23 protein-coding genes are annotated in these 26,795 nt (G+C 70.6%); 9 read left to right on the top strand and 14 right to left on the bottom strand.

Annotated features, from left to right (window positions below):
- The first annotated feature begins 36 nt into the window (after positions 1 to 36).
- From IF54_RS0105415 to IF54_RS0105400, 4 genes are read left to right on the top strand one after another with little or no spacing between them, the layout of a single operon-like run.
- Positions 37 to 1,008: an ABC transporter substrate-binding protein gene (locus tag IF54_RS0105415; protein WP_030315059.1), complete on the top strand. Its 972-nt coding sequence runs from the start codon at positions 37 to 39 to the stop codon at positions 1,006 to 1,008.
- A complete protein-coding gene (locus tag IF54_RS0105410; RefSeq protein ID WP_030315057.1) occupies positions 1,005 to 1,778 on the top strand; it encodes an ABC transporter permease in 774 nt (257 codons plus the stop codon). Before IF54_RS0105415 ends, IF54_RS0105410 begins: the two co-directional genes overlap by 4 nt.
- A complete protein-coding gene (locus IF54_RS0105405) occupies positions 1,775 to 2,554 on the top strand; it encodes an ABC transporter permease (RefSeq protein ID WP_030315055.1) in 780 nt (259 codons plus the stop codon). Before IF54_RS0105410 ends, IF54_RS0105405 begins: the two co-directional genes overlap by 4 nt.
- 26 nt (positions 2,555 to 2,580) lie before the next feature.
- The gene (locus tag IF54_RS0105400) at positions 2,581 to 3,405 is read left to right on the top strand and encodes an ABC transporter ATP-binding protein (RefSeq protein ID WP_030315053.1); all 825 of its coding nucleotides are present in this window, start codon (positions 2,581 to 2,583) and stop codon (positions 3,403 to 3,405) included.
- Here the strand turns inward: IF54_RS0105400 and IF54_RS0105395 are convergent.
- The 7 genes from IF54_RS0105395 to IF54_RS0105365 all read right to left on the bottom strand — a co-directional run bounded on the left by IF54_RS0105395 (position 3,374) and on the right by IF54_RS0105365 (position 12,348).
- Complete coding sequence (locus IF54_RS0105395) at positions 3,374 to 5,515, bottom strand: discoidin domain-containing protein (RefSeq protein WP_420790353.1); 2,142 nt, start codon at positions 5,513 to 5,515, stop codon at positions 3,374 to 3,376. The two genes, IF54_RS0105400 and IF54_RS0105395, sit on opposite strands and share 32 nt — an antisense overlap.
- A 51-nt stretch (positions 5,516 to 5,566) precedes the next feature.
- Positions 5,567 to 7,147, bottom strand: coding sequence for a glycoside hydrolase family 13 protein (locus IF54_RS0105390; protein ID WP_030315049.1), 1,581 nt, complete (start codon positions 7,145 to 7,147; stop codon positions 5,567 to 5,569).
- Between the two features lie 28 nt (positions 7,148 to 7,175).
- Positions 7,176 to 8,036 (bottom strand): carbohydrate ABC transporter permease, encoded by an 861-nt coding sequence (locus IF54_RS0105385; RefSeq protein ID WP_030315048.1) that lies wholly within the window; start codon positions 8,034 to 8,036, stop codon positions 7,176 to 7,178.
- Positions 8,033 to 8,986, bottom strand: a complete 954-nt coding sequence (locus IF54_RS0105380) for a carbohydrate ABC transporter permease (protein ID WP_030315047.1) — start codon at positions 8,984 to 8,986, stop codon at positions 8,033 to 8,035. Before IF54_RS0105380 ends, IF54_RS0105385 begins: the two co-directional genes overlap by 4 nt.
- 5 nt (positions 8,987 to 8,991) lie before the next feature.
- Positions 8,992 to 10,341: an ABC transporter substrate-binding protein gene (locus IF54_RS0105375; protein ID WP_030315046.1), complete on the bottom strand. Its 1,350-nt coding sequence runs from the start codon at positions 10,339 to 10,341 to the stop codon at positions 8,992 to 8,994.
- Positions 10,342 to 10,451: 110 nt separating this feature from the next.
- Complete coding sequence (locus IF54_RS0105370) at positions 10,452 to 11,447, bottom strand: LacI family DNA-binding transcriptional regulator (protein WP_030315044.1); 996 nt, start codon at positions 11,445 to 11,447, stop codon at positions 10,452 to 10,454.
- A 250-nt stretch (positions 11,448 to 11,697) separates the two neighbouring features.
- Complete coding sequence (locus tag IF54_RS0105365) at positions 11,698 to 12,348, bottom strand: hypothetical protein (protein WP_030315042.1); 651 nt, start codon at positions 12,346 to 12,348, stop codon at positions 11,698 to 11,700.
- Positions 12,349 to 12,572: 224 nt separating this feature from the next.
- On the opposite strand from IF54_RS0105365, the gene IF54_RS0105360 reads away from it, so the two are divergent.
- Together IF54_RS0105360 and IF54_RS0105355 are read left to right on the top strand one after the other, a co-directional pair.
- The gene (locus IF54_RS0105360; protein WP_030315040.1) at positions 12,573 to 13,229 is read left to right on the top strand and encodes a helix-turn-helix domain-containing protein; all 657 of its coding nucleotides are present in this window, start codon (positions 12,573 to 12,575) and stop codon (positions 13,227 to 13,229) included.
- Between the two features lie 32 nt (positions 13,230 to 13,261).
- Positions 13,262 to 13,792: a hypothetical protein gene (locus tag IF54_RS0105355; protein ID WP_030315038.1), complete on the top strand. Its 531-nt coding sequence runs from the start codon at positions 13,262 to 13,264 to the stop codon at positions 13,790 to 13,792.
- 11 nt (positions 13,793 to 13,803) lie between these two features.
- Here the strand turns inward: IF54_RS0105355 and IF54_RS0105350 are convergent, their stop codons facing one another.
- A complete protein-coding gene (locus IF54_RS0105350; RefSeq protein WP_030315036.1) occupies positions 13,804 to 14,826 on the bottom strand; it encodes an alpha/beta fold hydrolase in 1,023 nt (340 codons plus the stop codon).
- A gap of 211 nt (positions 14,827 to 15,037) precedes the next feature.
- Between IF54_RS0105350 and IF54_RS0105345 the strand changes: the two genes are divergently transcribed.
- Positions 15,038 to 15,277, top strand: a complete 240-nt coding sequence (locus tag IF54_RS0105345; RefSeq protein ID WP_030315033.1) for a hypothetical protein — start codon at positions 15,038 to 15,040, stop codon at positions 15,275 to 15,277.
- A 65-nt stretch (positions 15,278 to 15,342) separates the two neighbouring features.
- On the opposite strand, the gene IF54_RS0105340 is transcribed toward IF54_RS0105345, so the two are convergent.
- The gene (locus IF54_RS0105340; RefSeq protein WP_030315031.1) at positions 15,343 to 16,053 is read right to left on the bottom strand and encodes a 4'-phosphopantetheinyl transferase family protein; all 711 of its coding nucleotides are present in this window, start codon (positions 16,051 to 16,053) and stop codon (positions 15,343 to 15,345) included.
- Positions 16,050 to 16,910: a metallophosphoesterase family protein gene (locus tag IF54_RS0105335; RefSeq protein ID WP_030315029.1), complete on the bottom strand. Its 861-nt coding sequence runs from the start codon at positions 16,908 to 16,910 to the stop codon at positions 16,050 to 16,052. The genes IF54_RS0105340 and IF54_RS0105335 overlap by 4 nt, the downstream gene beginning before the upstream one ends.
- A 262-nt stretch (positions 16,911 to 17,172) precedes the next feature.
- Between IF54_RS0105335 and IF54_RS0105330 the strand changes: the two genes are divergently transcribed.
- Positions 17,173 to 18,306 (top strand): ATP-grasp domain-containing protein, encoded by a 1,134-nt coding sequence (locus tag IF54_RS0105330; RefSeq protein ID WP_030315027.1) that lies wholly within the window; start codon positions 17,173 to 17,175, stop codon positions 18,304 to 18,306.
- 173 nt (positions 18,307 to 18,479) lie between these two features.
- Positions 18,480 to 20,159: a carbohydrate binding domain-containing protein gene (locus tag IF54_RS0105325; RefSeq protein ID WP_030315025.1), complete on the top strand. Its 1,680-nt coding sequence runs from the start codon at positions 18,480 to 18,482 to the stop codon at positions 20,157 to 20,159.
- A gap of 75 nt (positions 20,160 to 20,234) precedes the next feature.
- On the opposite strand, the gene IF54_RS0105320 is transcribed toward IF54_RS0105325, so the two are convergent.
- Genes IF54_RS0105320 through IF54_RS0105305 form a run of 4 tightly spaced genes read right to left on the bottom strand, consistent with a single transcriptional unit; the run spans position 20,235 to position 26,687 of the window.
- Positions 20,235 to 21,485 (bottom strand): alpha-L-fucosidase, encoded by a 1,251-nt coding sequence (locus IF54_RS0105320; RefSeq protein ID WP_030315023.1) that lies wholly within the window; start codon positions 21,483 to 21,485, stop codon positions 20,235 to 20,237.
- Between the two features lie 3 nt (positions 21,486 to 21,488).
- The gene (locus tag IF54_RS0105315) at positions 21,489 to 24,530 is read right to left on the bottom strand and encodes an alpha-mannosidase (protein WP_030315021.1); all 3,042 of its coding nucleotides are present in this window, start codon (positions 24,528 to 24,530) and stop codon (positions 21,489 to 21,491) included.
- A gap of 58 nt (positions 24,531 to 24,588) precedes the next feature.
- Positions 24,589 to 25,926, bottom strand: a complete 1,338-nt coding sequence (locus IF54_RS0105310) for a 6-phospho-beta-glucosidase (protein ID WP_030315020.1) — start codon at positions 25,924 to 25,926, stop codon at positions 24,589 to 24,591.
- Positions 25,923 to 26,687, bottom strand: coding sequence for a DeoR/GlpR family DNA-binding transcription regulator (locus IF54_RS0105305; protein WP_020135535.1), 765 nt, complete (start codon positions 26,685 to 26,687; stop codon positions 25,923 to 25,925). The genes IF54_RS0105310 and IF54_RS0105305 overlap by 4 nt, the downstream gene beginning before the upstream one ends.
- Positions 26,688 to 26,795: the final 108 nt, after the last annotated feature.

The following is a 26,795-nucleotide window of genomic DNA, read 5'->3' as shown; positions in this document are numbered from 1 at the left end:
GCCTGTCGGAACGACGAAGTCTGCACAGGAGGAGCCATGCGTCGTCTGCTCGTCGTCCTCGCGGCCGGAGCGTTACTTGCCACCGCGTCGGCCTGTGGTTCGTCCGGTGACTCGGGGGCCTCGGACCCGGGATCGTCGTCAGGCGGCACCACCACCGTCAAACTCGGCCTCATTCCGATCGTCGACGTCGCGCCGGTCTATCTGGGCCAGAAGAAGGGCTTCTACGGCAGGCACGGGCTGAAGCTCCAGATCTCCAAGGCGTCCGGCGGCGCGGCGATCGTCCCGGGCGTGGCCGGCGGGCAGTTCCACTTCGGGTTCTCCAACGTCACCTCCCTGCTGATCGCCCGCACCAACGGTGTCCCGGTCAAGGCGGTCTCCAACGGCATCGCCTCAACTGGCGTGGCGGGCAAGGACTTCGCCGGCATCGCGGTGAAGACGGGCAGCCCGATCAGGTCCGCGAAGGACCTGGAGGGCAAGAAGGTCGCCATCAACACCCTCAAGAACATCAACGAGTCGGCGGTGCGCGAGTCGGTCCGCAAGGACGGCGGCGACCCGGACAAGGTGACGTTCGTGGAGCTCCCCTTCGACCAGATGCCGGCCGCGCTCGACGCGGGCCAGGTCGACGCGGCCTGCGCGGTCGAGCCCGCGCTGGCCACCATCAAGGGCCAGGGCGGCCAGGTGATCGCCTCCCCGCTGGTGGACGTGGCCGCGAACACCACGGTCGCCCTGTACTTCACCTCCGCGCGGTACCAGCAGCAGAACGCCGACGTGGTGAAGCGGTTCCAGCAGGCCACCGCCGAGTCCCTCGCCTACGCCGACGCGCACCCGGACGAGGCCCGGCAGATCATCACGACGTACACGAAGATCCCGGCGTCGGTGCTGGAGCAGGTGATCCTGCCGAAGTGGCCGGCCGAGCCGGACCGGGCCTCGATCGGAGCGCTGGCGAAGCTCGGTGAGAAGGACGGGTTCTTCAAGAAGACCCCCGACGTGGACGCGCTCCTTCCGTGAGACTCCAGAACGCCCTGCTGGGCACCGCCGGACTCGCGGCCTTCCTCCTCCTGGGCGAGGCGGTGCCGCGGCTCGGCCTGGTCAAGGAGGAGTACTTCCCGCCGACCAGCCGCATCGCCCGCGCCTTCGCCGACGAACTCTCCGACGGCACCTTCTGGACGGCCCTCGGCGACACCCTCACCGGCTGGGCGCTGGGCCTGGCCATCGCCACCTGCGCGGGCATCGTCACCGGCGTCCTCCTGTCGGTCGTGCCGTACCTGCGCGAGGCGACGGCGTCGACCATCGAGTTCCTGCGCCCGATCCCCTCCGTCGCCCTGATCCCGCTGGCCGTGCTGCTGTACGGCAGCGAACTGCGCTCGGTGCTGATCCTCGTCGTCTACGCCGGCTTCTGGCAGGTCCTCATCCAGACGCTCTACGGCGTCCGGGACGTCGACCCCGTCGCCGACGAGACCGCGCGGTCGTACGGCCTCGGCACCTGGGCGCGGATCCGTCACGTGCTGTGGCCGAGCGCGCTGCCGTACGTCTTCACCGGTGTCCGGCTGGCCGCGGCCGTCGCGCTGATCCTCGCCATTACCGGTGAACTCGTCATCGGGGCCCCGGGGTTGGGCGCGCGGATCGGGGTCGCACAGAACTCGCAGGCGGTGCCGGAGATGTACGCGCTGATCGTGGTGACCGGTCTGCTGGGGCTGCTCGTCAACGTGGGCGCGCGTGCCGTGGAGCGACGCGCCCTGGCCTGGCACCAGTCGGTGCGCGGGGAGGTGGCGGTGTGAAACGGATCGCTCTCCAAGTGGTCTTTGCGCTCGCCCTGCCGGTACTGCTGTTCGCGGGCTGGTGGCTGGCGTCGGCGGACAGCACCGACGTCTTCTGGCCGCCGCTGCGCACGATCCTGAAGACCTTCCCGGACGTGTGGACCGCCGAGCGGCTGCGTCACGACGTCCTGCCCAGCCTCTGGCGGCTCACGGCCGGTTACGCGCTGGCCGCCGTGGCCGGGGTGGCGCTCGGCACCGTGATCGGCTCCTACCAGCGGGTGCGGGCGGTGTGCGAACCGGTCCTGGAGTTCCTGCGGGCGATCCCGCCGCCGGTGCTGATCCCGGTCATCATGCTCTTCGCGGGCATCGGCGACACCATGAAGGTCACGGTGATCGCGAGCGGATGCGTCTGGCCGGTACTGCTCAACACGGTCGAGGGTGTCCGCGCGGTCGACCCGGTGATGCTGGAGACCGCCCGCACCTACGGCATCTCCGGCCCGTCGCGCCTGCGTCACCTGGTGCTGCCCTCGGCGAGTCCGCAGATCTTCGCGGGTCTGCGGCAGGCGCTGTCGATCGGCATCATCCTGATGGTCATCAGCGAGATGTTCGCGGCCAGCAACGGCATCGGCTTCACCGTCGTCCAGTTCCAACGCAGCTTCGCGGTACCGGACATGTGGACCGGGATCATCGTGCTCGGTCTGCTCGGCTGTCTGCTCTCCGTGGTGTTCCAGCTGGTCGAGCGGCGGGTCCTCGCCTGGTACCACGGCCTGCGCGCCTCGGCCCGGCGGTCCCCGTGAGTTCCCCGAACGTGAAAGGGCGGTCCATGCAGGGACTTCTTGGCGTATCCGGCCTGAACAAGGTCTACGAGGGCTCGGGGCGCCGGGTGGAGGCGGTCCGCGACCTCACCTTCACCGTCGAGGCGGGCGAACTGGTCTGTCTGGTGGGCCCGTCGGGCTGCGGCAAGACGACCCTGCTGAAGTGCATGGGCGGTCTGCTCACCCCGACGGCGGGCGAGGTCCGGCTGGCCGGCCGGAAGGTGACCGGCCCCCCGCCCGGCATGGCTTTCGTCTTCCAGGAGTACGGCCGCAGCCTGTTCCCGTGGATGCGGGTCGCCGACAATGTCGAACTCCCGCTGAAGCACAAGGACTTGACCAAGGCCCGACGCCGTGAGCTGGTCACCGACGCACTGGAGTCGGTCGGTCTCCCGGACGCGGCCGGCGCCTACCCGTGGCAGCTCTCCGGCGGAATGCAGCAGCGGGTCGCCATCGCCCGCGCGCTGGCGTACGAGCCCGAGGTCCTGCTGATGGACGAGCCGTTCGCGGCGGTGGACGCACAGACCCGCGCCGACCTGGAGGATCTCGTACGACAGCTGTGGCGCGAGCGGGGCATCACGATCCTGTTCGTCACCCACGACATCGACGAGGCGGTCTACCTGGGCGAGCGGGTCATCGTGCTCTCGGCCTCGCCCACGGTCGTGCGGGAGCAGCTGAAGGTCGATCTGCCCGAGGAGCGGGACCAGGTGCACACCCGGGTGGCCACGCGCTTCGCCGAACTGCGTACCCATGTGTACGAGCAGATCCAGGCGGCGAAACGCGGGACCGTGCAGGACGCCGTGGTCACGGAGTCGAGAACGCCTCCACTTCGCTGAACTGCCCCGCGGGCCAGCCGGTGTTGGCGCTGACGGAGAGGCGGAGGTACCTCGGATTGGTACCAGCGGGCAGGGAGACGGTGGCCGTGTTGCCGGTCGCGGGGTCGAAGCGGTAGCCCTGCGCGCCGACGACCGTGGAGTAGCCGGTGCCGTCGGTGCTGCCGAGGACGGTGACGGTCTGGGTGCGCGCACCCCACGCCGAGGACGGGGGCAGCTTCAGCACGAGACGTCGTACGGTCTGGCTCTCGCCGAGGTCCACGGTCCAGGACTGCGGGAAGGCGTTGTTGGCCGACTCCCAGTAGGTGTTCGGGTCACCGTCCACGGCCTTGCCGGGTGTGTAGACGTCCTGGGAACCGGTCGCGGTGGCGGGACGGCCCTTGGCGAGGTTGCGGTTCGGGTCCGGTTCGGGGTTGCCCTGGCCGGGCTGCGGCCAGGTCGAGCAGTCCGACCAGGTGGTGTTCCAGCCGGAGTTGCCGCCGCCGTCGGTGAGCGCGAAGGAGCCGGAGTTCGCCGGGTAGGGGCAGTTGTAGACGCCCGCCGAGCCCACCGAGCCGGCCGTGACGTTGCGGAAGGTCGCGGCGCCCTGGGCCTCCGCCTGCACGACGACCGTCCCGGTGTTGCGGACGGTGGCGCCGTCCACGGTGACGTTCCGGACCGGATAGCCCTGCCCTCCGCCCGAGACGAACTCGAAGGCGCTGTAGGGGCTGTCGGTGATCGTCGTGTTGGTGATCTTCACGGTGGCATTGACGGCGCTGTCGTACGAGTCGACCCGGAGCGCCCCCATGGGGTGGTTCCAGTTGGGGTTCATCGCCCCGGTGCGCACGAGGGTGTTGCCGTCGACGGTGACGGTTCCGGCGAGGGGGAAGAAGGGGTCGAGGAACTTCTGGTTGGAGATCGCGATGCCGCTGCCGAGGGCGTTGGTGTCGGAGACCAGGTTGTTCCTGACCGCGATGTCGGTGCCGCCGTAGATCGCGATGCCGTTGGCCAGGTTGGGCTGGGTGATGGTGTTGTTCTCGAAGCTGCTGTCGGTGTCGGGGGCGTACAGGGACCACATGGCGAGGGCGTCGTCGCCCTGGTTGCGCAGGAAGTTGTTGCGCACGCGGACTCCGCGGGCGTTGCCGTTGAGGTTGAGGCCGTCGGCGGTCATGTCGAGGAAGCGGTTGTTCTCGACGACGAGGTTGTCGTTGTTGCCCGTCAGCCAGAGTCCGACCTTGAGGTGCTGGAGCCACATTCCCGAGACCGAACTGCCGGGTCCGAGGGAGCCGTTGACGAAGTTGTCCGGGCTGGAGTCGACACGTTCGGTGACCTCGCCGACGACCGCGAAGTCCTTGATGTGGACGCCGCCGGAGGATGCGGACTGGTCGATGAAGCGGGAGGTGTGCACGATCGAGTGCCAGCTTCCGGCGCCCTGGAGGGTGACGTTCTGGACGCCGCCGAGCGAGGACGTCAGCCGGTACTCGCCCGGCGGGATCCACACCACTCCCCCTTGCGCGGCGGAGATCGCGTCCCGGAAGGCCTGGGTGGAGTCGCCGTTGCCGCTGGGGTCGGCTCCCTTCGAGGTCACCGACACGGACCCGGCGGGCTGGCCCGCGGCTCCCGCCACCTGCTCGAAGTCGGCCACGTCGACGGTGACCTGGGTGCCGGTCGACTCGAAGGCGACCTTGTCGCCCGCCTGGAGGTTCTGGCCGAGCAGGAGGCGGGCGTTGTCGTAGAAGTGGTGCGTCCTGGCGCCGGGGATCCAACCGGTGTCGATGTACGAGTACTTGGAGGTGACGGGAACGGTCCTGGCGAGCCGGGTCCCGTTGATGTAGACGTTCAGGGTGCCGGACTGGCCGTCGGGGACGCTGTAGGCGAGGTTCACGGCGTTGGCGGCGCGCGGCACGGTGAACTCGACGCGCTGACCCGCGCCGAGCCGTACCGCCTGCCGGCCGGACGCCTCCGAGGCGAGCGTGCCCTGGGTGAAGTCGGGGCCGATCCTCGTACCGGTGGTGGTGGCGGACTCGGCCTCGACGGAGGTGAAGGGGAGGGTGGCGCCGGCGGCCGCGTGAGCGGTGGGGGCGAGGGCGGTGAGCAGGCCGGTGGTGAGCACCACGCCGATCGCTGCTGACATGCCCCTGACAGATCCGTGCATGTGCTGATCCCTTCTCGGTGGGGGTGGGGTTCAGGCTCGGAGCCAGATCGCGGTGTCCCTCGGCAGGCGCCCCCGCGGGTCCAGAGGGCCGCTCGCCAGCAGGACACGGGAGGGCGCGGGCACCTCGGCGGGGGTGTCGGCGAGGTTCACCAGGCACCGGACGCCGTTGTCCCGGGTGAAGGCGAGCACGCCCTCGGGTGCGGGAAGCCAGGTGAGCGGCCCCTCGCCGAAGGCCGGGCGGAGCCTGATCGCCTCGCGGTAGAGGGCGAGCATCGACGCGGGGTCGGCGGCCTGGCGGTCGGCGGCGTACGCGGCCCAGCCGTCGGGCTGCGGCAGCCAGGGCTCGCCCCCGAACCCGGCGTGCGGGGCGTCGGCCGTCCACGGCAGGGGCACCCGGCACCCGTCCCGCCCCGGGTCGGTACCGCCCGAGCGGAAGTGCATCGGGTCCTCGATCCGCTCGCGGGGGATCTCCGCCTCGGGCAGACCGAGTTCCTCGCCCTGGTACACGTAGACGGCCCCGGGCAGGGCGAGCGAGAGCAGCGCCGCCGCGCGGGCGCGCCGGGTGCCGAGGGCGAGGTCGCTCGGGGTGCCGAACGCCTTGGCCGCGAAGTCGAAGCCGGTGTCGGTGCGGCCGTAACGGGTCACCGTGCGGGTGATGTCGTGGTTGCACAGGACCCAGGTCGCGGGGGCGCCGATCGGGGCGTGCTCGGCGAGGGTGGTCCCGATCGAGGCGCGCAGCCGCTCCGCGTCCCAGGGGCAGGCCAGGAAGGAGAAGTTGAAGGCGGTGTGCAGCTCGTCGGGGCGCAGGTAGCGGGCGAAGCGCTCGGTGTCGGGGAGCCAGACCTCGCCGACGAAGACACCGCCGTACTCGTCGGCGACGGCCCGCCAGGACCGGTAGATGTCGTGGAGTTCGTCGCGGTCGACGAAGGGGTGCGGGTGGGGGCCGGTGGCGAGGTCGGGCAGGTCCGGGTCCTTGGCGAGCAGGGCGGCCGAGTCGATGCGGACGCCGGCCACTCCGCGCTCGAACCAGAACCGCAGAATGTCCTCGTGCTCCTGGCGGACCGCCGGGTGGGCCCAGTTGAGGTCGGGCTGCTCCGGCGTGAACAGGTGCAGGTACCAGTCGCCGTCGGGCAGCCGCGTCCACACGGGCTCGGTGGAGCAGACGAACTGGGACGGCCAGTCGTTGGGCGGCAGTTCACCGTGCGCGCCGCGACCGCGCCGGAAGTGGAACAGCTCGCGTTCGGGGCTGCCGGGACCGGCGGCGAGCGCGGCCCGGAACCAGGGGTGCTGGTCGGAGACGTGGTTGGGCACGATGTCGACGATCGTCCGGATGCCCAGCTCCCGCGCCTCCGCGATGAGTTTCTCGGCCTCGGCGAGGGTGCCGAAGGCCGGGTCGATCGCGCGGTAGTCGGCGACGTCGTAACCGCCGTCCTTCATCGGGGAGAGGTACCAGGGGTTGAACCACAGGGCGTCAACACCGAGTTCGGCGAGATACGGCAGCCTGGCGCGGACCCCGGCGAGGTCCCCGGTGCCGTCTCCGTCACCGTCGGCGAAGCTGCGGACGTACACCTGGTAGATGACGGCGGAGCGCCACCAGTCCTGCTGTGCCACGGAGCCTGCCTTTCTGCGGAGGGAGGGGTCAGCCCTTCGTGCCGCCCGCGCTGATCCCGGCGACGATGTGCCGCTGGAAAACGAGGAAGAGCGCGACCATCGGGATGCTGGCGATCACCATCGCCGCGATCAGCACGGTGAGCTGGATGTTCTGCGACAGCTGGACCAGTGCCACGCCGATGGGCTGCTTGTCGGTGTCGGAGAAGACCATCAGCGGCCAGAGGAAGTCCTGCCACACGGCGACCAGCGCGAAGATCGACACCACCCCGAGGACGGGCCGCGACAGGGGCAGCACGATCGACCACAGGACCCGTAGTTTCCCGGCCCCGTCGATCTCGGCGGCCTCCAGCACGTCGCGCGGGAGCTGGTCGAAGAACCGCTTGAGCAGATACAGGTTGAAGGCGTTGGCGACGGCCGGCAGCCAGATCGCGAGCGGGTCGTTCAGCAGTCCCAGGTCCGCCACCGTCAGGTACTTCGGTACGACCAGGGCCTGGGCCGGGACCATCAGCGTGGCGAGGATGCCGCCCAGGATCACCTTGCCGAAGGCGGGGTTCAGCCGGGACAGGGCGTAGGCGGCCGCCGTGCACAGGACCAGCTGGAACGCCCAGGCGCCGGCGGCCTGGACCACGGTGTTCCACAGATGCTGCGGGAGCTGCATCAGCTCCCAGGCGTCGGTGTAGCCGCCGAGGTGCCACCGCTCGGGGACGAGGGTGGGCGGGGTGCGGGCCACCTCGTCCGGTGACTTCATCGCGCCGGTGACCATCCAGTACACCGGGAAGAGGAAGGCGAGCGCGAAGAGGACGACGACCGAGGAGAGGACGGTCCAGTAGACGGCCCTGCCGCGGGGGCGGGCGAGCGCCGCCGGGGAGATCAGGGTGCGGGTGCTCATCCGAGGTCCCCCTCCGCGGACCGGGTCAGGCGCAGGTACCCGGCGGAGAAGGCGCCCAGGAGCAGCAGGAGCATGACGCTCAGTGCGCAGGCACCGCCGAAGTCGTTGTAGAGGAAGGCGTACTTGTAGATCAGGTAGAGCACGGTGACCGTGGCGTTCTCGGGGCCGCCGCCGGTGATCACGAACGGTTCGGTGAAGACCTGCATGGTCGCGATGATCTGAAGGAGCATCAGCATGAGGATGGCGAACCGGGTCTGAGGGATCGTCACATGACGGATGCGCTGGAGGAGGTTCGCGCCGTCCAGTTCGGCGGCCTCGTACAGCTCGCCCGGGATGGACTGGAGGGCGGCCAGGTAGATCAGGACGGTGCCGCCCATGGTCGCCCAGGTCGCCACGATCACCAGGGAGACGAGCGCGGTGTCCGTGCCGTTGGACCAGTTCGAGGTGGGCAGGTGGACCAGGCGCAGCGCCTCGTTGGCGAGGCCGGCGCCCGGGTCGTAGAACCACTTCCACAGCAGGGCGCTGACCACCGGCGGGATCATCACCGGGAGGTAGACCACGACCCTGAAGAACGCCTTGGCGTGCCGGAGTTCGTTGAGGACCAGGGCCATGACGAACGGGATCGCGAAGCCGATGAGCAGGGCCAGCAGGGTGAAGGTGAAGGTGTTGCGCCAGGCGGCGCTGAACTCCGGGTCGTGCCAGACGCGGGTGAAGTTGGCGGTGCCGACCCACTCGGGGTCGGAGCCGGGCGTGTACTTCTGGAAGGCGATCACGACGGCACGGATCGCCGGGTACCAGGAGAAGAGGGCGAAGCAGAGCAGTCCGCCGAGGAGGAAGCCGTGGGCACGGGCCTGGTCGGCGAGGCGGCGCCGCCTCCGGTCCCCTGCGGGAGGCGGCGCCTGGATCGGGGGGACGGCGACTTCGTGGAGCCGCTCGGCCGTCTTCGTCATGGCGGTCAGCCCCGGGCCAGGATGCCGTCGATCTTGGTCGAGGCGTCTTCCAGGAGCCGGTCGATGTCGGCGTCCTTCTTGGTGAGGACGGCGGAGACAGCACTGTCGAGGACGGAGTAGATCTGCTGGGCGTGCGGGGGCTCGATCTTCATGTCCAGGCTCTGGTTGCCGTCGAGGAAGGCCTGGTAGTTCTCCACCGGCACATTGGCGTTGGCCTTCTTGACCTGCTGGTCCTTGGCGTCGGCGGCACCGGTGAACAGACGCGGTTCGGGCAGGCCGACCGGGGCGTCGGCCTTCCTGGCACGGGCGTAGTCGCCGAGGAAGCCCGCTCCGGGGGTGAGGAACATGTGGTCGAGCCACTTCAGGGCGGCCCTGATCTGGTCGGGGCTCGCCTTCTTGTTGACCATGTAGCCGTCGCCGCCGATGAGCGTGCCCTTGCCTCCGGGCATCGGGGCGAGCGCGAGGTCCTTGTAGTCGCCGCCCTTCTCCTTGACCAGGATCGGGATGTTGTCCGGGGCGGAGAGGTACATGCCGAGCTTGCCCGAACCCATCAGCTGCTGGACGTCGTTGATCACGAGGAGCTGCTTGCTGCCCATGGAGTCGTCGGTCCAGCGCATGTCATGGAGGTTCTGGAGGACGGCACGGCCCTCGGGGGTGTCGACGGTGGCCTTCCTGCCGTCGGCGCTGACGACGTCGCCGCCCTGGGAGTACAGCTCGGCGGTGAAGTGCCAGCCGCCCTGGTTCTGGGCGCTGTAGTCGGCGTACCCGACGGTGCCGTCGCCCAGTGCCGCGATCCTCTTGGCGTCGGCGCGCAACTCCGCCCAGGTGGCCGGGGGTTGCTCAGGGTCGAGACCGGCCTTCTCGAAGAGTTTCTTGTTGTAGATCAGGCCCATCGAGTAGCCGGTGCGGGGGATGCCGTAGATCTTGCCGTCGACGGTGTAGATGTCGCGGAGCTGCTGCTGGAGGGTGCCGTAGCTCTTCAACTCCTTGACGTACGGGGTGAGATCGGCGGCCTGGTGGATGTCCACGACATGCCGGGCGTCGGTGAAGTACGTGTAGAAGACGTCCTCCATCTGTCCGCCGGCGAGCTTGGCGTCGAAGGTCTTGGGGTCCTGGCAGGGGAACGCGTCGTGGGCGACGACGTCGATGTCCGGGTTCTGCTTCTCGAAGGACGCGATGTCCTGCTCGAAGAACCGGCGGTCGACCTCGGCGCTCTTGGGCGGCATGCAGTTGACCGTGATGCGGGTCTTGCCACTGGCGGAGTCGTCACCGCCGGACCCGCAGGAGGTCAGGGCGAGGGCGAGCGAGCAGACGCTGAGCGCGACGAACGTACGGCGGAACCCGGTGCTTCTCATCGGTGGACCCCTCTGGGCAGGAGCGGTGGGCGGGGCACACTCAAGCACCGGCGACATCTGTCCGCAAGATGTCGCGCGCAATCTGAAATTATTTGACAGGTAGGTGGATCTCAGGAACGGGGCGGCGGTGCCGTCGAGCCCCGCACCACCAGCTCGGGCTCGAACAGCAGCTCCTCGCGCGCCACGAAACCGCCGCTGATCTGCGTGTTCAGCAACTCCACGGCCGCCCTGCCCATGGCCTCGATGGGCTGCCGGACCGTGGTGAGCGGAGGCTCGGTGCAGTTCATGAACGCCGAGTCGTCGTAACCGACGACCGAGACCCGGGAGGGCACGTCCAGGCCCTTGCGGCGGGCGGCCCTGACGGCGCCGAGCGCCAGCGGGTCGCTGGCGCAGATGATGCCGGTGACACCCCGGTCGATGAGCCGGGAGGCCGCGGCGTGCCCGCCCTCGATCGAGAACATCGCCCGGGCGACATGCTCGTCGGGCAGGTCCCCCACGGCCCGTGCGGCGGCCAGCTTGCGCGCCGAGGGCACATGGTCCTCCGGCCCCAGCAACAGCCCGATCCGCTCGTGCCCCAGCGAGGCCAGGTGCCGCCAGGCCTGCTCGACCGCCACCGCGTCGTCGCAGGAGACCCCGGGGAAGCCGAGGTCCTCGATGGACGCGTTGACCAGCACCACCGGGATCCTGCGCTCGGCGAGCAGCCGGTAGTGGTCGTGCGGGGCGTCGGCCTGCGCGTACAGCCCACCGGCGAAGACGACCCCGGACACCTGCTGTTGCAGCAGCAGTTCCACGTAGTCCGCCTCGGACACCCCGCCCTTGGTCTGGGTGCAGAGCACCGGCGTCAGCCCGAGCTGGGCCAGCGCTCCGCCGATGACCTCGGCGAAGGCGGGGAAGATCGGGTTCTGGAGCTCCGGCAGCACCAGTCCCACCAGCCGGGCCCGCTCGCCGCGCAGCTGCGTGGGCCGCTCGTAGCCGAGCACGTCCAGCGCGGACAGCACGGCCTGCCGGGTGCCCTCGGAAACCCCGGGCTTGCCGTTGAGCACCCGGCTGACCGTGGCCTCACTGACCCCGACCTTCTTCGCCACCTCGGCAAGTCGTCGCGTCATGCGCGCAAGAATAGCGCAAGAAATGCAAGCGGCTTGCGTAGGGCCGACAGCGGTCAGCGAATCCAGGGGGTCCACCCGAATCCAGGGGTCGGCCCGCATTCAGCGGTCGGCCCGCATTCAGGGGTCGGCCCGCGAATCCACCGGGCCGGCCGTGGACCGGGGGCAGGGACCCCGTGGCACGCCGTGATTCCCCGGGGACCGGCGATCACTGACGAGGCGCCGTCGACGACCTGAACGCCGACGGTGCCCGTCAGGCCTCGGGGGCGGGCACCACCGTGAGGTGGCCGGCGGCGCGGCGCGGGCGGCGCCGGGCGCCGGCCGGGCGGAGCACCAGGGTCAGTCTGGTGCAGCCGAGTTCGCGCAGCGTGGGCGGGGTCTCGTCGACGACCCGGCAGTCGGTGGCACCCCACCGCGGATCCGGGTGCACCAGGGGCCGAACGGAGCCGTCGTGCTCCACGGCCTGTACGCCGACCGCGCGGATCCAGTGCGGCAGCCCGTGCCGGTAGGCGGCCTCCATGATCGGGTCCTGGGCGATGTCCCGCCGGATCGCCTGGAGCCCGTGGTCATGGCCGTGCCGCTCGACCGCGGCGGCGAACTGCGCGAGCACCGGCAGACACCAGCGCGATTCGTGCTCCCCGAGGACGGAGCTCGCATCCGGATGGAACAGGACGAAGCGGAGGAAGTTGTCACCCGGCATGGCCGTCGGATGCGGGCCAACGGCGCGGAAAAGTGACGCGAAAGCAGTGTTGGCGAGAACGACGTCCCAGCGGTGGTCGAGGACGACGGACGGGAAGGGGACGGCTTCCAGGAGCGTGGCGTAGTCCTGAAGGTACGCCTGGGCTTCGAGCCCCTCGGGGCCGGGCCGCGGTTCCGACGGCTGCCCACCTGCCTGATGTGCCATCGGGAGGTCACCCCTCTTGCCTATGCGGCCTTCACGCGGCGCCTTGATCCTGCTTCCCCGTCAGGAGGCGTGTCAACTATCGTGGCATTCCATGACGGTTGACGGCTGAAATTGGCCACAGTTGTGGCGAGACCTGGATGTGAGTTCGAACAACGGGCTACTCTCCGGGAAGTTCACGGCGAGGGCCTGTGAGAAGTCGGGTGAGAGACGTAGGAGATCTGTCGGTGTCGGATGGCTTCGGGAGCCCGGACGACGCGGCAACGGTCGTGCTGACGGCCGTCGTCGCCCGCGTCACCGCACTCGCCGACCGGCTCGGCGTCCCGCACGCGCAGGTCTTCGACACCGGGCGGCTGTCCGTGGCCTCCGGCGTCCCCGAGCCCGTCGTCAAGGCGCTGCTGAGCGGACGCACGGCCGGCGAACCGGACGTCCAGGCACGGTTCCTGCAACGGCTCGACCTGCTGCGCCGCACCCGGCTCAAGCCGGGCGGCCGCAAGTACACCCAGCAGGAGATCGCCGACGGGGCCGGCATGTCCCGGCAGCAGGCGGGCGCCCTCATCAACGGCGACCGCCGCCCCACCATGGAGCACTGCGACGCCATCCAGCGGTTTTTCCGGGTGCACGCCGGGTTCCTCACCGCCGAGGATCCCGAGGCGCTCGCGGGCGCGCTCCAGCGCACCGAGCAGGAACTGCTGCACAAGCTCGCCGACCGGGAGCGGGAGGCCGCCGCGGCCGCCCACGACCCGCTGGAGCGACTGCTCCAGGACCACGGTGTCCGGGGGATCGCCTGGCGGGCCGCCCAGCTGCCCACCGACCAGCACCGTGACAAGGTCGCCGAGTGGCTGGACATGCTCCTGGAGAGCGTCAAGCGGCCCGAGTCCTGATCCGGGAGACAACTGTGGGCATCGGTAAGCACATGCGCCGCCTCAGCGGCGAGTTGGTCGCGGAACTGGAGCTGACCGCGCCGGCCCGGCCCGAGCACCTGTACGGCGCCCTGTGCGAGGCGATGAGCAGACGCCGGGGCCGCCCGGTCCACTTCCGTACGGCGCCCTTCCCGCCCGGCACCGCGAGCGGACTGTGGCTCGACATGGCCGACCAGGACCTCGTCGTGATCGAGGAACGCACCGCGCCGGACCACCAGTTGGTGATTCTCGGCCACGAGCTGTGGCACATGAACGCCGGTCACTGCTCCCACCATGTCGAGGGCGCCGCGGTCGCGGCCCGTCTCCTCCACGACGACGCCGACCTCCAGGCCACGGTCCGCAAGGTCGCCGCGCGCAGCCGTTTCGAGCTCGCCGACGAGCGGGACGCGGAGAGCTTCGGTCTGCTCCTGGCCAGCAAGTGCCGGACGCTGCTCCCGGGTTCGCCGCTGCGGGGGCCGGCGCAGCGGGACCGCCTGGCGGGGCGGATCGAGGCGTCCCTCGGCTATCGCGGGCCCCAGGGCTGAGATCCGCTCCCTCACGTGGCGCTGCGTTCGCTCGCCTCCCTCAGGTCCCGCTCCACGGCACGCGCGCGCGGACCGTCCGGCCGTCCCTCGCGCAGCAGTTCCCGCCAGTGCTCCCGGCTCCAGTGCGCCGGGCCCGTCGTGGCCGTGAACTCCTCGACCAGCGAGACGAACCGGGCGGGATCGGTGTGGAACGGGAAGTGGCCCGCGCCCTCGAAGATCTCCAGGCGGCTGCCGGGCATCGCCTCGTGGGCCCGGTGGGCGTGCCGCACGGGCACCACGCTGTCGCGGTCGCCCCACAGCAGCATGGTCGGCATGCCCTCGGTGAGGTAACAGCGATCCAGCATGGTGACGACCTGCCCGCGCCAGTCGACGACCGCGCGCAGGGTGCGGATGAAGGCGTTGCGGGAGGTCTCGTCGGGGAGCGCGTCGACGAGGTTCAGGATGTCCGGGGCGTCCTGGCCGAGATCGGTGTCCAGGAGCTTCATCAGGCGCACGGCGAGCCCCACTTGCAGCCGCATCCCGGGCAGCCGCAGGGCCGACAGCATCAGATGCGCACCCGGCAGCGAGACCAGCCGCAGCACGGGGTTGACCTCGCGGCCCACCCCGCCCGCGCCGACCAGGACGAGCCGCTCGGTGCGCTCCGGGAACTGGTAGGCGAACTGCATGGCCACGCCCCCGCCGAGCGAGTGCCCGACCAGCGTGGCCGACTCGATGCCCAGGGTGGTGAGCAGATCCCGCACGCCGTTGGCGTACGCGGCCACCGAGTAGTCGGCGCGCGGCTTGTCGGAGTCGCCGTGGCCGAGCAGGTCGGGGGCGATCACGGTGTGGGTGCGGGCGAGCGGGGGGATCAGGTCCGCCCAGGTCGCCGAGGAGTCCCCGATGCCGTGCACGAGCACCAGTGCCGGGCCGTCACCGGCCATGCGGTAGGCACGGCGGTAACCGTGCACCACGCGGTACCGCAGCTCTGGTGCGGCGTCGCCCACCGGGCGCAGCCGGACGGCGCGCACCGGGCGTCCGCGCGGGTCGTCGACCACGCGCCCACCTCCCTCCGTCTCACCGGCCGCCGCGAGCCGGCCGAAAGCCCTTCCTCCCAGCGTAGGACCCCTTTCCCCAGGGTGATTTCGGGGAGGTTTCGCCTCCGCTAAGCGGGCGAACGAAGGGGCACGGAGACCGGATTGTCAGTGGTGGACGGCAAGCTGGAGACACACAGCCGTATGTCCGACCACGACTTGGGGAGAGCCGCCGATGCCCACCGCCGTACTGACCGACCGTGAGCGCACCGCCGTCCAGGCGTATCTGCGGCTGCTGCACACGGTGCGGGCCGCTTTCGACACCGCGTCGGGTCCGCCCGACACCACCCGGCCACCGGTGGTCCCGCCGACGGTCCTCGCCGAGGCCGAACAGGCGCTGGCGGACGCGGGCCTTGCGGGCAACGAGGAGGAGTTCTTCAGGCTGCTGCGGGGCTGGTGCCCGCCGGAGCCATAAGGGCGTCCGCCCCGGAACCGTAGGAGCGTCCGGGGCCGTGCCGCGCCCTCGGCCGTGCCGCCCGCTCAGGCGTGCGGCACGGTCACGGAGGTCGCCACGAGACCGCCCTGGACCGTCCAGCGGCCCTCGAAGGCCCCGCGGCGCACACCGCCCACCAGCGGGCCGGGCACGAGGAGTTCGGCGCGCAGGGTGCCACCGGGAGGCCCCTCGGGGTCGACGTGGATCGCGATGTCGGCCTCGGAGAAGTCCAGCCACTTGCCGGTGAGGGGGAACCACGCCTTGTAGACGGACTCCTTGGCGCTGAACAGCAGCCTGTCCCAGTGGACGGCGGGGTGCTGCCCGGCGAGCTCCCGAAGCCTGATCCGCTCCCCCGGCAGGGAGACGCTCTCCAGCACACCCTCCGGGAGCGGACCGTGGGGTTCGGCGTCGATGCCGAGGGACGCCAGGTCCGCGGCCCGGACCACGGCCGCGGCGCAGTAGCCGTCGCAGTGGGTCATGCTGCCGGTGAGACCGGCGGGCCAGCGTGGGGCACCCCGTTCACCGGGCAGGAGCGGCTGCGGCGGCACACCGAGCTTCTCCATCGCCCGCCGGGCGCAGGCGCGCACCAGGGTGAACTCCCGGCGGCGCTTGGGAACGGCGTGCGCGACGAGCGCGGCCTCCTCCGGGTACAGCCCGGCGTGCCCGGCCTCGACGGAGTACAGACCGGCGTCGTCCCGCTCGTCGGCGCCGTACGCCTCCACGGCGACCACCGGGTCCGGCAGGAGTTCCTCGATCATCGTGCGCCCACCTCCCCGGGCACGATCAGGCGCGGCCTGCCCGGCGGCTCCGGCCGCTTGCGCCACTCCCGCGGGTAGCCCACCGACACCTCCTCGAAGCGGACCCCCTCGTGCCAGGTGGTCCGGGGGATGTGCAGATGGCCGTAGACCATCGTCTCGACGCGGAAGCGGCGGTGCCAGTCGGCGGTCAGCGTGGTGCCGCACCACATGGCGAACTCGGGGTACCACAGGACGTCCGTGGGGTGCCGGTCCAGCGGGTAGTGGTTGACGAGCACCATGGGCAGGTCATCGGGGAGCGCTTCGAGCCGGCGCTCGGTCTCGGCGACCCGGGCCCGGCACCATGCCTCGCGGGTCGGGTACGGGTCGGGGTGCAGCAGGTACTCGTCGTTGCACACGATGCCGGTGCCGTGGGCGTACTCCAGGCCCTGTTCCTTGGTGGTGCAGCCGGCCGGCAGGAACGAGTAGTCGTAGAGCAGGAAGAGCGGGGCGACGGCGACCGGGCCGCCGGGGCCCTCCCAGACCGGGTAGGGGTCCTCGGGGGTGAGGACGCCCAGGTCCCGGCACATCGCGACCAGGTGCTCGTAGCGGGCGACCCCGCGCAGGGTGACGGTGTCCTTGGGGTGGGTCCACAGTTCGTGGTTGCCGGGCGCCCAGACGACCCGGCGGAAGCGGCCGGCCAGGGTTTCGAGGGCCCAGCGGACGTCGGCGACGGTCTCCGCGACGTCACCGGCCACCAGGAGCCAGTCGTCGTCGGTCCCGGGACGCAGCTCCTCGACGAGGGCGCGGTTCTCGGGGTAGCCGATGTGCAGATCGCTGATGGCCAGGAGCTGTGCCGCGGCACCGGCCGTAGACGTCACCTCTCGCCCCCTCCGAGCACCGAGTGGAACCACGAGAACACATTTGGTTTCCTGGTACAAGAGTGAACCGCCCAGGGGGCGTTCATGATCGGGTAATCCGTAACACGGGCGTTGCACGCGGGACCCCGGGAAAGCCGTATGATCGCCCCAACACCACCGCATGGAACTTCCCTTTCCAGGGGCGGTTTGGTGTCCCTCCAATCACCCTGCCCGGGCACGGGCCCGCTTCGCCGTGCCCGAAAATGCCCGAAAGGCGGCCTGCATGCTCTCTCGCGTACGCGTCTGGCTCAACCGCACGTACGCGGAGAACGTGTTCTTCATGGATCAGTTGCGGCGAAATCCCAGCGATCGCGCCGTCGAGATCCACGCCACGCACGGCGACCCCGACTCGCCGGTGCTGGCCGCGGCGGACACCGCCGAACTGGAGCCGGAGGGCCTGTCCCCCGCCGCCTACGTCGAGTTCGCGCTCGACCAGTGCCAGCGGCGCGGCATCGACGTGTTCGTGCCCCGGCTGCACCAGGCGGCGATCGTGGCCCACCGGGCCGACTTCGCGGCCGTCGGTACGGCGCTGCTGGCGCCGCCGCCGGAGGGCGTGGCCGTCTTCCACGACAAGGTCGTCGCCTACGAGGCGGTCCAGTCGGTCGGTGTCCCGGTGCCGCCGTGGTGGCGGGTGCGGACCGCGGCCGAGCTGGTGACGGCCGTTGAGGCGCTGGAGGCGGACGGGCACAAGGCGTGCTTCAAGCCGGCCTCCGGCGCCGGCGGGGTGGGCTTCCGCGTGATCACGCGCACCCCCTTCTCGCTGGCGCAGCTCAACGGCTTCCCGAGCCCGTACGTCTCGCTGGACATGGTCGTCGAGGCGCTCGAGCAGGCCGGCGAGCAGGTGGACTGGCTGGTCATGCCGCGGCTGGAGCAGCCGGAGGTGTCGGTGGACACGCTCACCGGGACCGACAACCGGGTGCGGCTGGCGATCGGCCGCACGAAGAACGGCCGTCGGCGCGGGTTCACGCAGGACGAGCAGTGGCTGGAGCCGGCGCGGCTGATCGCCGAGGGGTTCGGACTGCACTACCTGTCCAACATCCAGTTCCGGATGTTCGGCGACCGCCCGGTGCTGATGGATGTCAACACGCGGCCTGCGGGCGGGCTGCACCAGCTGTCCCTCTGCGGGGTCAACGTGCCTTGGGCGGCAGTGCAGTTGGCGCTCGGTGAGGAGACCGGGGTGATCGAGCCGCCGTTCCTGGGGCAGGACTACACGGTGGTGTCGGGGCCGCGGCAGCTTCGGCCGGTGTCGGTGCCGGTGCCGCGTCAGCGGGTGGAGGAGGTGGAGCAGCCCCTGCTGCCCTCCGTTCCCGCGCCGGCGCCTGCGATGGAGGCTGCGGCGGAGGTACTGCCGCTTTAGGTTGTCTGCCGGGTGCGGGTGAACTGTGGCTGGTCGCGCAGTTCCCCGCGCCCCTGAGTAAGTTCCAGTTCCCGTCCGCTGTCTTGACAGGGACATTGGTCCATACCAACTTGGTTGCGCACCCCCGCTCTTCTCTGCACTCCCGAACACCCCCATTTCTTCAGGGAGATCGCGTGCGCAACCCACTCAGACGTTCCAGAGTTCTCGCTCTCCTCGGCTCCGCCGCCCTCGCGCTGGCCGGAGCCATCGCTCTTCCCCAGACCGCCCAGGCGGCCAACATCGTGACCAATCCCGGCTTCGAGTCGGGCGGTCTCTCCCCCTGGACCTGCACCGGCAACCTCGGGTCCGTCGTCTCCTCTCCCGCGCACGGTGGCTCCAAGGCCCTTCAGGGTGCCGTGAGTTCGAGCGACAACGCGCAGTGCAGCCAGACCGTCGCCGTGCAGCCCGGCACCACGTACCAGCTCAGCGGCTGGGTGCGCGGCTCGTACGTGTACCTCGGCGTGACCGGCGGACCCTCCACCTGGACGACCTCCCCGTCGGCGTACAGCCAGCTCACCACGAGCTTCACCACCGGGTCCACGCAGACCAGCGCGCAGATCTACGTCCACGGCTGGTACGCCCAGGGCACCTACTACGCCGACGACATCAGCCTCGACGGCCCCGGCGGTGGCGGTGGTTCGGACACGCAGGCACCGACCGCGCCCACCGGACTGACCTCCACCGGCAAGACCTCGTCGAGCGTGTCGCTGAAGTGGAACGCGTCGACGGACAACGTGGGGGTGACGGCGTACGACATCTACAGGGGCTCCAGCAACGTCCTGACCGTGTCCGGAACGACCGCCACGGTCAGCGGGCTCTCGCCGAGCACGGCGTACACCTTCACCGTCAAGGCGCGGGACGCGGCCGGAAACACCTCCGGCGCCTCCAACTCCGTGAGCGTGACGACGGACGCGGGCACCGGTGGCGGCACCGGCTTCAAGCAGGCCGCGCCCTATCTGTACGAGGGCTGGGGCGATCCGCCGAACCCGGCGACCGTGATGAGCGCGACCGGCGTCAAGTGGTTCACGATGGCGTTCATGCTGGACTCCGGTGGCTGCACCCCCGCCTGGGACAGCACCCGGCCGCTGACCGGCGGCGTCGACCAGACCGCCATCAACCAGATCCGGGCCGCCGGCGGTGACGTCGTGCCGTCGTTCGGCGGCTGGCAGGGCAGCAAGCTCGGGGCCAACTGCTCCTCGGCGAGCGCGCTCGCGGCGGCCCTCCAGAAGGTGATCGACGCCTACTCGCTCAAGGCGATCGACATGGACATCGAGAACACCGACGAGTTCGAGAACGAGGCCGTGCAGGCGAGGATCCTGACCGCGCTGAAGACGGTCAAGGCCAACAACCCGGGCCTGAAGACCATCGTCACCTTCGGCACCTCGACCACCGGGCCGACCTATTACGGCAACCGCCTCATCGAGCAGGCCCAGTCGCTGGGCGCGAACATCGACGTGTTCACCATCATGCCGTTCGACTTCGGCGGCGGCTCCGACATGTACGGCAACACCGTGAACGCCACGGAGGGGCTGAAGGCCAAGCTGAAGTCGACCTTCGGGTGGGACGACGCGACCGCCTACGCCCACATCGGCATCTCGGGCATGAACGGGCTCTCCGACCAGCAGGAGAACACGACCCCGGCGATATGGACCCAGATCAAGGACTGGGCCAACAGCCACCACATCGCGCGGCTCGCCTTCTGGTCGGTCAACCGCGACCGGCCGTGTCCGGGCGGTGGCGTGGTGAGCAACTGCTCCGGGATCAGCCAGAGCAACTGGCAGTTCACCTCGATCACGGCCGGCTTCACCGGCTGAGCACCGTCCCTCGAACAACGGATTCTCAACCAGCGGTGCCTGCCGGTCCCTCAACCGGCAGGCACCGCAGCTGTGTCAGAACCGGCCGGAACCCCGGTACAGCTCCAATTCCCCGTCCAGTTCGACCTTGAGGACGGTGGCGTACGGGTCGAGATCCGCCGCGGCCGGCGGGTCGATCCAGACGATGCCCACGGCGTCGTGGAGTCCGCCCACCTTCCGGTGGCCGAGTTCCGTGCCGGTGCCGAGGACGGTGACTCTGCGGACCGGGGTGACGAGTCCGCGCAGGCCGATCTCGGCGCGGGGCGCGTCGAAGAGGACCAGGTAGAGCGTCCGGCCGTCCGCGGAGAGGGTGCTGGGGCCGTAGTGGTGCCCCGCGGGGAGTCCGCGCCGGGTCCTGTACACCGCCTCGGAGTGCTTCCCGATCCACTCCCCCAGCCCTTCGAGCCGCTCGACCTGCGGCTCGGGGATGGTGCCGTCCTCCATCGGGCCGACGTCGAGCAGCAGGTTGCCGCCCCCGCCGATGGTCTCGGTGAAGTAGCGGATCAGCTGGGCGAGCGACTTGTGGTTGTGGTCGTGGTGCTGGTACCCCCACGAGTCGTTGATCGTCAGGCACAACTCCCAGGGACCGTCCGGCGGTTCGATGGGGGCGCCCTGCTCGGGGGTGGCGTAGTCGCCCTCGCTGAGCATGCGGGCGTTGAAGACGACGTCCGGCACGTACGACCGGATCAGCGCGGCGAGTTCGGGGATGCGCCACTGCTCCTCGCTGCGGTCCCACTCGCCGTCGAACCACATCAGGTCCGGTCGGTAGCGGGAGGCGAGCTCGGTGATCTGGCCGTCCCGGTAGGCGATGAACCGCTCCCAGGCGTCCAGGTCCTCGTCCTCGGCGGCCACCTCGGAGTAGCGGTTGTCCTCCTGCTCCGGCGGGCGGCCCGGCTTGCGCGTGGAGGCGTAGTCCGGGTGGTTCCAGTCGGAGTGGGAGTAGTAGAAGCCGACCTTGAGGTCCTTCTCCCGCAGGGCCTCGGCGTAGGGGCCGAGGTAGTCCTTGCCGAGGTTGAGGTCGCCGAACTCGGTGTCCCACAGGGCGACTCCGTCGTGGTGACGGGTCGTCAGGACGGCGTACTTGGCGCCCGCCCGGGCGAACAGGTCGGCCCACTCGCGCGGGTCGTACCTGGCGCCCGTGAAGCGCTCCAGCTGGGACATGTACCGGTCGTGCGGGACGATGTCGTCGTAGAACGACCAGGACTCCTGGACGCCGTCGACGGCGTAGATGCCCCAGTGGACGAAGATCCCCAACTTGGCGTCGGTGAACCAGGGTTGCATCGCCATCCGTCAGCCCCTCCGCAACCGCAGCGTCAGCACCTGGAAGGGACGCAGCGACACCCGCACACCGCCGTCCTCGACCTCGGCGTCCTCCAGCGGGCGCTCCAGCAGGTCGGTGACCTGGGCGCCGGCCAGCGGGAAGCCGGTGCGCAGGACGCCCTGGGCGCGGCCGCCGCCGGACTCGTAGAGGCGGACCACCACGTCACCGGACGCGTCGTCGGCGAGCTTGACCGCCTCGACGGTGACGCCCTGGCCGTCGACCGAGACGACCGGCTCGGGGGCACCGGCCGCGTCCGCCACCCGGAGCGGGAGGTTGAGGGAGTAGCCCTCGGCGACGGTCTCGTCGATGCTCGCGCCGGGCAGCAGCGAGTAGGTGAAGCGGTGCTTGCCCTGGTCGGCCTCGGGGTCCGGGATGCGCGGGGCGCGGACCAGGCTGAGACGGACCGTGGTGGTCGTGCCGCCGTCCTCGCGGACCGTGCGGGAGACGTCGTGGCCGTAGGTCGAGTCGTTCAGGACCGCGACGCCGTAGCCCGGTTCGGCGACGTGCACCCAACGGTGGCCGGAGACCTCGAACCGGGCCGCCTCCCAGGTGGTGTTGGTGTGGGTGGGGCGCTGGACGTGGCCGAACTGGATCTCCGCGGAGGAGTGCGCGGCGCGGACGTCCACCGGGAAGGCGGCCTTGAGGATCTTCTCGGCCTCGTGCCAGTCGATCTCGGTCGCGAAGTCGATGCGGGGGCTGCCGGCGCGCACGGAGATCGTCTGGGTGATCTTCGAGCCCTTGCCGAAGGAGCGGGTCACGCGAATCGCGCCCTCGAGCGGGTCCTCCGGGACGACCTCGATCGCCGTGGTCTCCAGGAGGTCCGTGTACCGGTTCTTGTAGTGGCTGTCGATGTCCCAGGCGTCCCAGTAGTTCGGGAGGTCGGTGTGCAGCCGGAGCAGGTTGCCCGCGGAGGCGAGGACCTCCCGGCCGGCGCGCAGGTCGAAGACGGACTCGAGGGTGCCGTCCTCGGCGACGGAGACCCGCACCAGGCCGTTGTCGAGCACCCGGCCGGAGACGGTCACCGGGCGTGCGGGCCGCGCGTCGGCCAGCGGGGCGCTGCCGTTCGCGGGGACCTCGACGAAGGCGGGCGTCCCGTCGGTCGTACGGACCACCTCGGAGCGGTCGTACGGGCTGGTGTTGAAGACCCGGGTGCTCCCGGCGCCCAGCGCGGCCACCGCCTCGGCGGTCAGCGCCTCCAGCTCCTCGGCCACGCGCGCGTACTCGGCCTCCGCCTCGCGGTGCACCCAGGCGATGGAGGAGCCGGGCAGGATGTCGTGGAACTGGTGGAGGAGGACCGTCTTCCACAGCCGGTCGAGCTTCTCGTACGGGTAGGTGTAGCCCGGCGCGTGCAGCGCGGCCGTGGTCGCCCACAGCTCGGCCTCGCGCAGCTTGTGCTCGGAGCGCCGGTTGCCCTGCTTGGTGCGGGCCTGGGAGGTGTAGGTGGCGCGGTGCAGCTCCAGGTAGAGCTCGCCGACCCAGACGGGGGCGTCCGGGTACTCGGCGCGGGCCTGGGCGAAGAAGTCGTCCGGGTGCTCGATGACGACCTTGGGCGAGCCCTCCAGGTCGGCGAGGCGCCGGGCGCGCTCCATGATCTCGCGGGTGGGGCCGCCACCGCCGTCGCCCCAGCCGAAGGGGGCCAGCGAACGGGTGCCGCCGCCCTTCTCCGAGTAGTTGCGGACCGCGCGGTCCATCTCCTCGCCGGAGAAGCGGGCGTTGTAGGTGTCGACGGGCGGGAAGTGCGTGTAGATGCGGGTGCCGTCGATGCCCTCCCACCAGAAGGTGTGGTGGGGGAACTTGTTGGTCTGGTTCCAGGAGATCTTCTGGGTGAGGAACCACTCGTTGCCGGCGAGCTTGGCCAGCTGCGGGTAGGCCGCGGTGTAGCCGAAGGAGTCCGGCAGCCAGACGCCCTTGGTCTCGATGCCGAAGTGCTCGATGAAGAACCGCTTGCCGTGGATGAGCTGGCGGGCCATCGCCTCGCCGCCGGGCAGGTTGCCGTCGGCCTCGACCCACATGCCGCCGACCGGCGCCCACTGGCCCTTCTTCACGGACTCCTGGATGCGGGCCCACACGTGCGGGTAGTTGTCGCGCACCCACTCGTACTGCTGGGCCTGGGAGCAGGCGAAGATGAAGTCGTCGTACTCGTCGGCGAGCGCGGTGACGTTGGAGAAGGTGCGGGACGTCTTGCGCTTGGTCTCGCGGATCGGCCAGAGCCAGGCGGAGTCGATGTGGGCGTGGCCGACGCCGGAGACGGTGTGCGCGCTGGCGTGCGCGGGCCTGGCCAGGACGGGGGCGAGCACCTCGCGGACGGCGGCCGCGGTGCCGGCGACGTCGTCCAGGTCGAGGGCGTCCATGGCACGGTCCAGCGCGTGCAGGATCTCGTGGCGGCGGGGCTCGTGGTCGGGGAGGTGGACCATGAGCCCGCGCAGGACCTGGAGGTCGAGGTCGAGGTGGAAGACCTCCTCGTCGAGGATCGCGAGGTCGGCGCGCTGGAAGGTGTAGAGGGGCGCGGAGCCGGCCGTGAGCTTGTCGCCCATCGGCGTGGTCTTCGAGAAGTTGTCCTTGAGGATGTCCGGGTTGGAGGCGGCCTCGACCAGGTAGTCGATCTGCTCGCCGCCGACAGCGGGGTTGGCGACGGGGACGTACTGGTTGAGCGGGTTCACGGCCTTCAGGGGGCGGCCGTCGGCCAGGTGGACCAGGGCCTCGGCCTGGTTTCCGGGCCAGTCGCCGACGAAGCCGAGGTCGATGACGGTCTCGACGCGCCGGCCGGCCCACTCCGCGGGCACCTGGCCGCGCATCCGGAACCAGGTGGTGCCCCAGGGCGGGCCCCACGGGGTGTTCATCGCGAAGGGCTCGTAGCGGGCGGCCGAGGCCTCCTCGAAGGAGACCGGCTCACCCGGCGCCTGCCAGGCCTCGACCTCGAGGGGCACGGTGGCCGCGTAGATCGCGGGCTTGATGCGCTGGTCGTGCGCGCGCTGGACGCGCTCCTCGATGCGGGTGCGTTCGTCGTGCATGAAAAGTCTCCAGGGAGGGCGGAAGAGCTTCGAGAAAGCGCTTTCCAGAAAGCGGGCGCTACTTAAGGTACGCGAGCCCCGGGTGGACCGCGGTGTACCCCTCGACCAGTCGGCGGGCGACACCCACGGAGTCGACCAGCGGGTGCAGGGCGAAGGCCTTGACGGCGGTGGTGCGGGCGCCTGACTCGGCGGCGGCCAGCACCTCGCGCTCCACCGCCTTGACCGAGCAGACCAGGCCGGTGGCGTGGCCGGGCAGCGGGGCGACGGCCACCGGGTGGGCACCGTTGGCGTCGACGAGACAGGGCACCTCGATCACGGCGTCGTCGTCGAGCACGGAGAGCGTGCGCCGGTTGCGGACGTTGAGGATCAGGGTGGTGCGCTCGTCGCGGGCGATGGCCCGCATCAGGGCGAGGGCGACCTTCTCGTAGCCGCCGGAGAGGTCGTCGGCGTCGCGCTCGCCGGCGCCCGCGGTCTCCCGGTTCTCCGACATGTAGGTGGCCTCGCGCTCGGCGCGGGTGCGGTCCCAGGCGTCCAGGGCCTTCACGCCGGGGTCGGTGACCTCGTCGTAGAAGTGCGCCTGCTGGTCGGCGAGGAAGGCGCCGCGGGTCTTCTCGGCCTGCTGGTAGGCGCGCACGGCCTCGCGGTTGAAGTAGTAGTAGTGCAGGTACTCGTTGGGGATCGCGCCCAGGGACTGGAGCCAGTCGACGCCGAAGAGCTTGCCCTCCTCGAAGGAGCCCAGCAGGTCCGGGTCGGCGAGCAGCCGGGGCAGCTCGTCGCGGCCGGCGATCTTCAGGCCGCGGACCCAGCCGAGGTGGTTGAGGCCGACGTAGTCGATCCACGCCTCGTTCGGGTTCGCGCCGAGCACGCGCGCGATACGGCGGCCGAGGCCGACCGGGGAGTCGCAGATGCCGATGACGCGGTCACCGAGGTGGCGGGACATGGCCTCGGTGACCAGTCCGGCCGGGTTGGTGAAGTTGATGACCCAGGCCTCGGGGGCCAGCCTGGCCACCCGGCGGGCGATGTCGACGGCCACCGGGACCGTGCGCAGGCCGTAGGCGATACCGCCGGCGCCGACGGTCTCCTGGCCGAGGACGCCCTCGGCGAGCGCCACCCGCTCGTCGTTCGCCCGGCCCTCCAGGCCGCCGACGCGGATCGCCGAGAAGACGAAGTCGGCGCCGCGCAGGGCCTCGTCGAGGTCGGTCGTCGCGGTCACCGCGGGGGCGTCGGGGACGCGTGCCGCCTGCTCGGCGAGCACCCGGGTCACCGCGGAGAGCCTGCGGCCGTCCAGGTCGTGCAGCACGACCTCGGTGACCCTGCCCTCGCCGCGGTCGCCCAGGAGGGCGCCGTACACGAGCGGCACGCGGAACCCGCCGCCGCCCAGAATCGTGAGCCTCACTCTTGCACCTTTCCTGTCTCGACCACCTGGACGCCCGCCTCCTCCAGTGAAGCGCGGGTGACCGGGTCGGCCGGGGCGTTCGTCACCACCACGTCCAGGTCCTCGGGACCACAGACCTTCGCCATCCCGGTACCCGGGAACTTGGCGGCGTCGGCGAGCAGGACGACCTTGTCACCGGCCTTGATCATGGCCCGTTTGACCGGCACCTCGACGACCGTCGTGTCCATCACCTGACCGCCGGGGCGTACTCCGCTGGTGCCGAGGAACAGCCAGTCGGCGTGCAGCTGGCGCAGGTTGTCCTCGGTGAGGAAGCCGACCAGGCTGCGGTACTCGCGGCGGAGCATGCCGCCGAGCAGCACCAGCTCGATGCCCTCGTCGTCGGCGAGTTCCTCGTAGACCACCAGGTTGCTGGTGATCACCGTGAGGCGGCGGCCGTGCAGCTGGCGGGCCAGCCGGTAGGCGGTGGTGCCGATGTCGAGCAGCACCGACTGGCCGTCGGCGACCATGGCGGCGGCCCGCTCGGCTATGGCGTCCTTCTCGGACACGCGCACCTCGGCGACCTCGGCGAAGGGCTGGTCGCCCTCCTCCACGACGGCGCCGCCGTGGACACGTGTGAGCAGGCCGTCCTCCTCGAGCTTGACCAGGTCGCGCCTGATCGTGGCGGGGCTCACACCCAGCTGCTCGGAGAGATCGGTCACGGACGCGGGACCACCGGAGCGCAGGGCCCGCAGGATGAGTTGGTGTCGTCGTTCTGCCAGCACGGCGTGAACACTACTCGTCATCTTCAATCAAATCCATGCTCAGTTCTGCTCGGGTATTGACCAATCTCTCGGAGCAGCGCACGATTCCCGTCATCGAAATTGACGAGT

Origin of the sequence: Streptomyces sp. NRRL B-3229, assembly GCF_000719505.1 — a bacterium.
GTDB classification, from domain to species: domain Bacteria; phylum Actinomycetota; class Actinomycetes; order Streptomycetales; family Streptomycetaceae; genus Streptomyces; species Streptomyces griseorubiginosus.
Note: the sequence above shows the minus strand (reverse complement) of the source record. Positions and strands in the feature narration are given on the sequence as shown.

Bases quoted from the DNA above. Each gene is read 5' to 3' on its own strand.
- IF54_RS0105415 (WP_030315059.1), top strand. From the start codon at position 37: ATGCGTCGTCTGCTCGTCGTCCTCGCGGCCGGAGCGTTACTTGCCACC.
- IF54_RS0105400 (WP_030315053.1), top strand. From the start codon at position 2,581: ATGCAGGGACTTCTTGGCGTATCCGGCCTGAACAAGGTCTACGAGGGC.
- IF54_RS0105395 (WP_420790353.1), bottom strand. From the start codon at position 5,515: ATGTCAGCAGCGATCGGCGTGGTGCTCACCACCGGCCTGCTCACCGCC.
- IF54_RS0105385 (WP_030315048.1), bottom strand. From the start codon at position 8,036: ATGAGCACCCGCACCCTGATCTCCCCGGCGGCGCTCGCCCGCCCCCGC.
- IF54_RS0105380 (WP_030315047.1), bottom strand. From the start codon at position 8,986: ATGACGAAGACGGCCGAGCGGCTCCACGAAGTCGCCGTCCCCCCGATC.
- IF54_RS0105375 (WP_030315046.1), bottom strand. From the start codon at position 10,341: ATGAGAAGCACCGGGTTCCGCCGTACGTTCGTCGCGCTCAGCGTCTGC.
- IF54_RS0105370 (WP_030315044.1), bottom strand. From the start codon at position 11,447: ATGACGCGACGACTTGCCGAGGTGGCGAAGAAGGTCGGGGTCAGTGAG.
- IF54_RS0105365 (WP_030315042.1), bottom strand. From the start codon at position 12,348: ATGGCACATCAGGCAGGTGGGCAGCCGTCGGAACCGCGGCCCGGCCCC.
- IF54_RS0105355 (WP_030315038.1), top strand. From the start codon at position 13,262: ATGCGCCGCCTCAGCGGCGAGTTGGTCGCGGAACTGGAGCTGACCGCG.
- IF54_RS0105345 (WP_030315033.1), top strand. From the start codon at position 15,038: ATGCCCACCGCCGTACTGACCGACCGTGAGCGCACCGCCGTCCAGGCG.
- IF54_RS0105340 (WP_030315031.1), bottom strand. From the start codon at position 16,053: ATGATCGAGGAACTCCTGCCGGACCCGGTGGTCGCCGTGGAGGCGTAC.
- IF54_RS0105330 (WP_030315027.1), top strand. From the start codon at position 17,173: ATGCTCTCTCGCGTACGCGTCTGGCTCAACCGCACGTACGCGGAGAAC.
- IF54_RS0105320 (WP_030315023.1), bottom strand. From the start codon at position 21,485: ATGGCGATGCAACCCTGGTTCACCGACGCCAAGTTGGGGATCTTCGTC.
- IF54_RS0105315 (WP_030315021.1), bottom strand. From the start codon at position 24,530: ATGCACGACGAACGCACCCGCATCGAGGAGCGCGTCCAGCGCGCGCAC.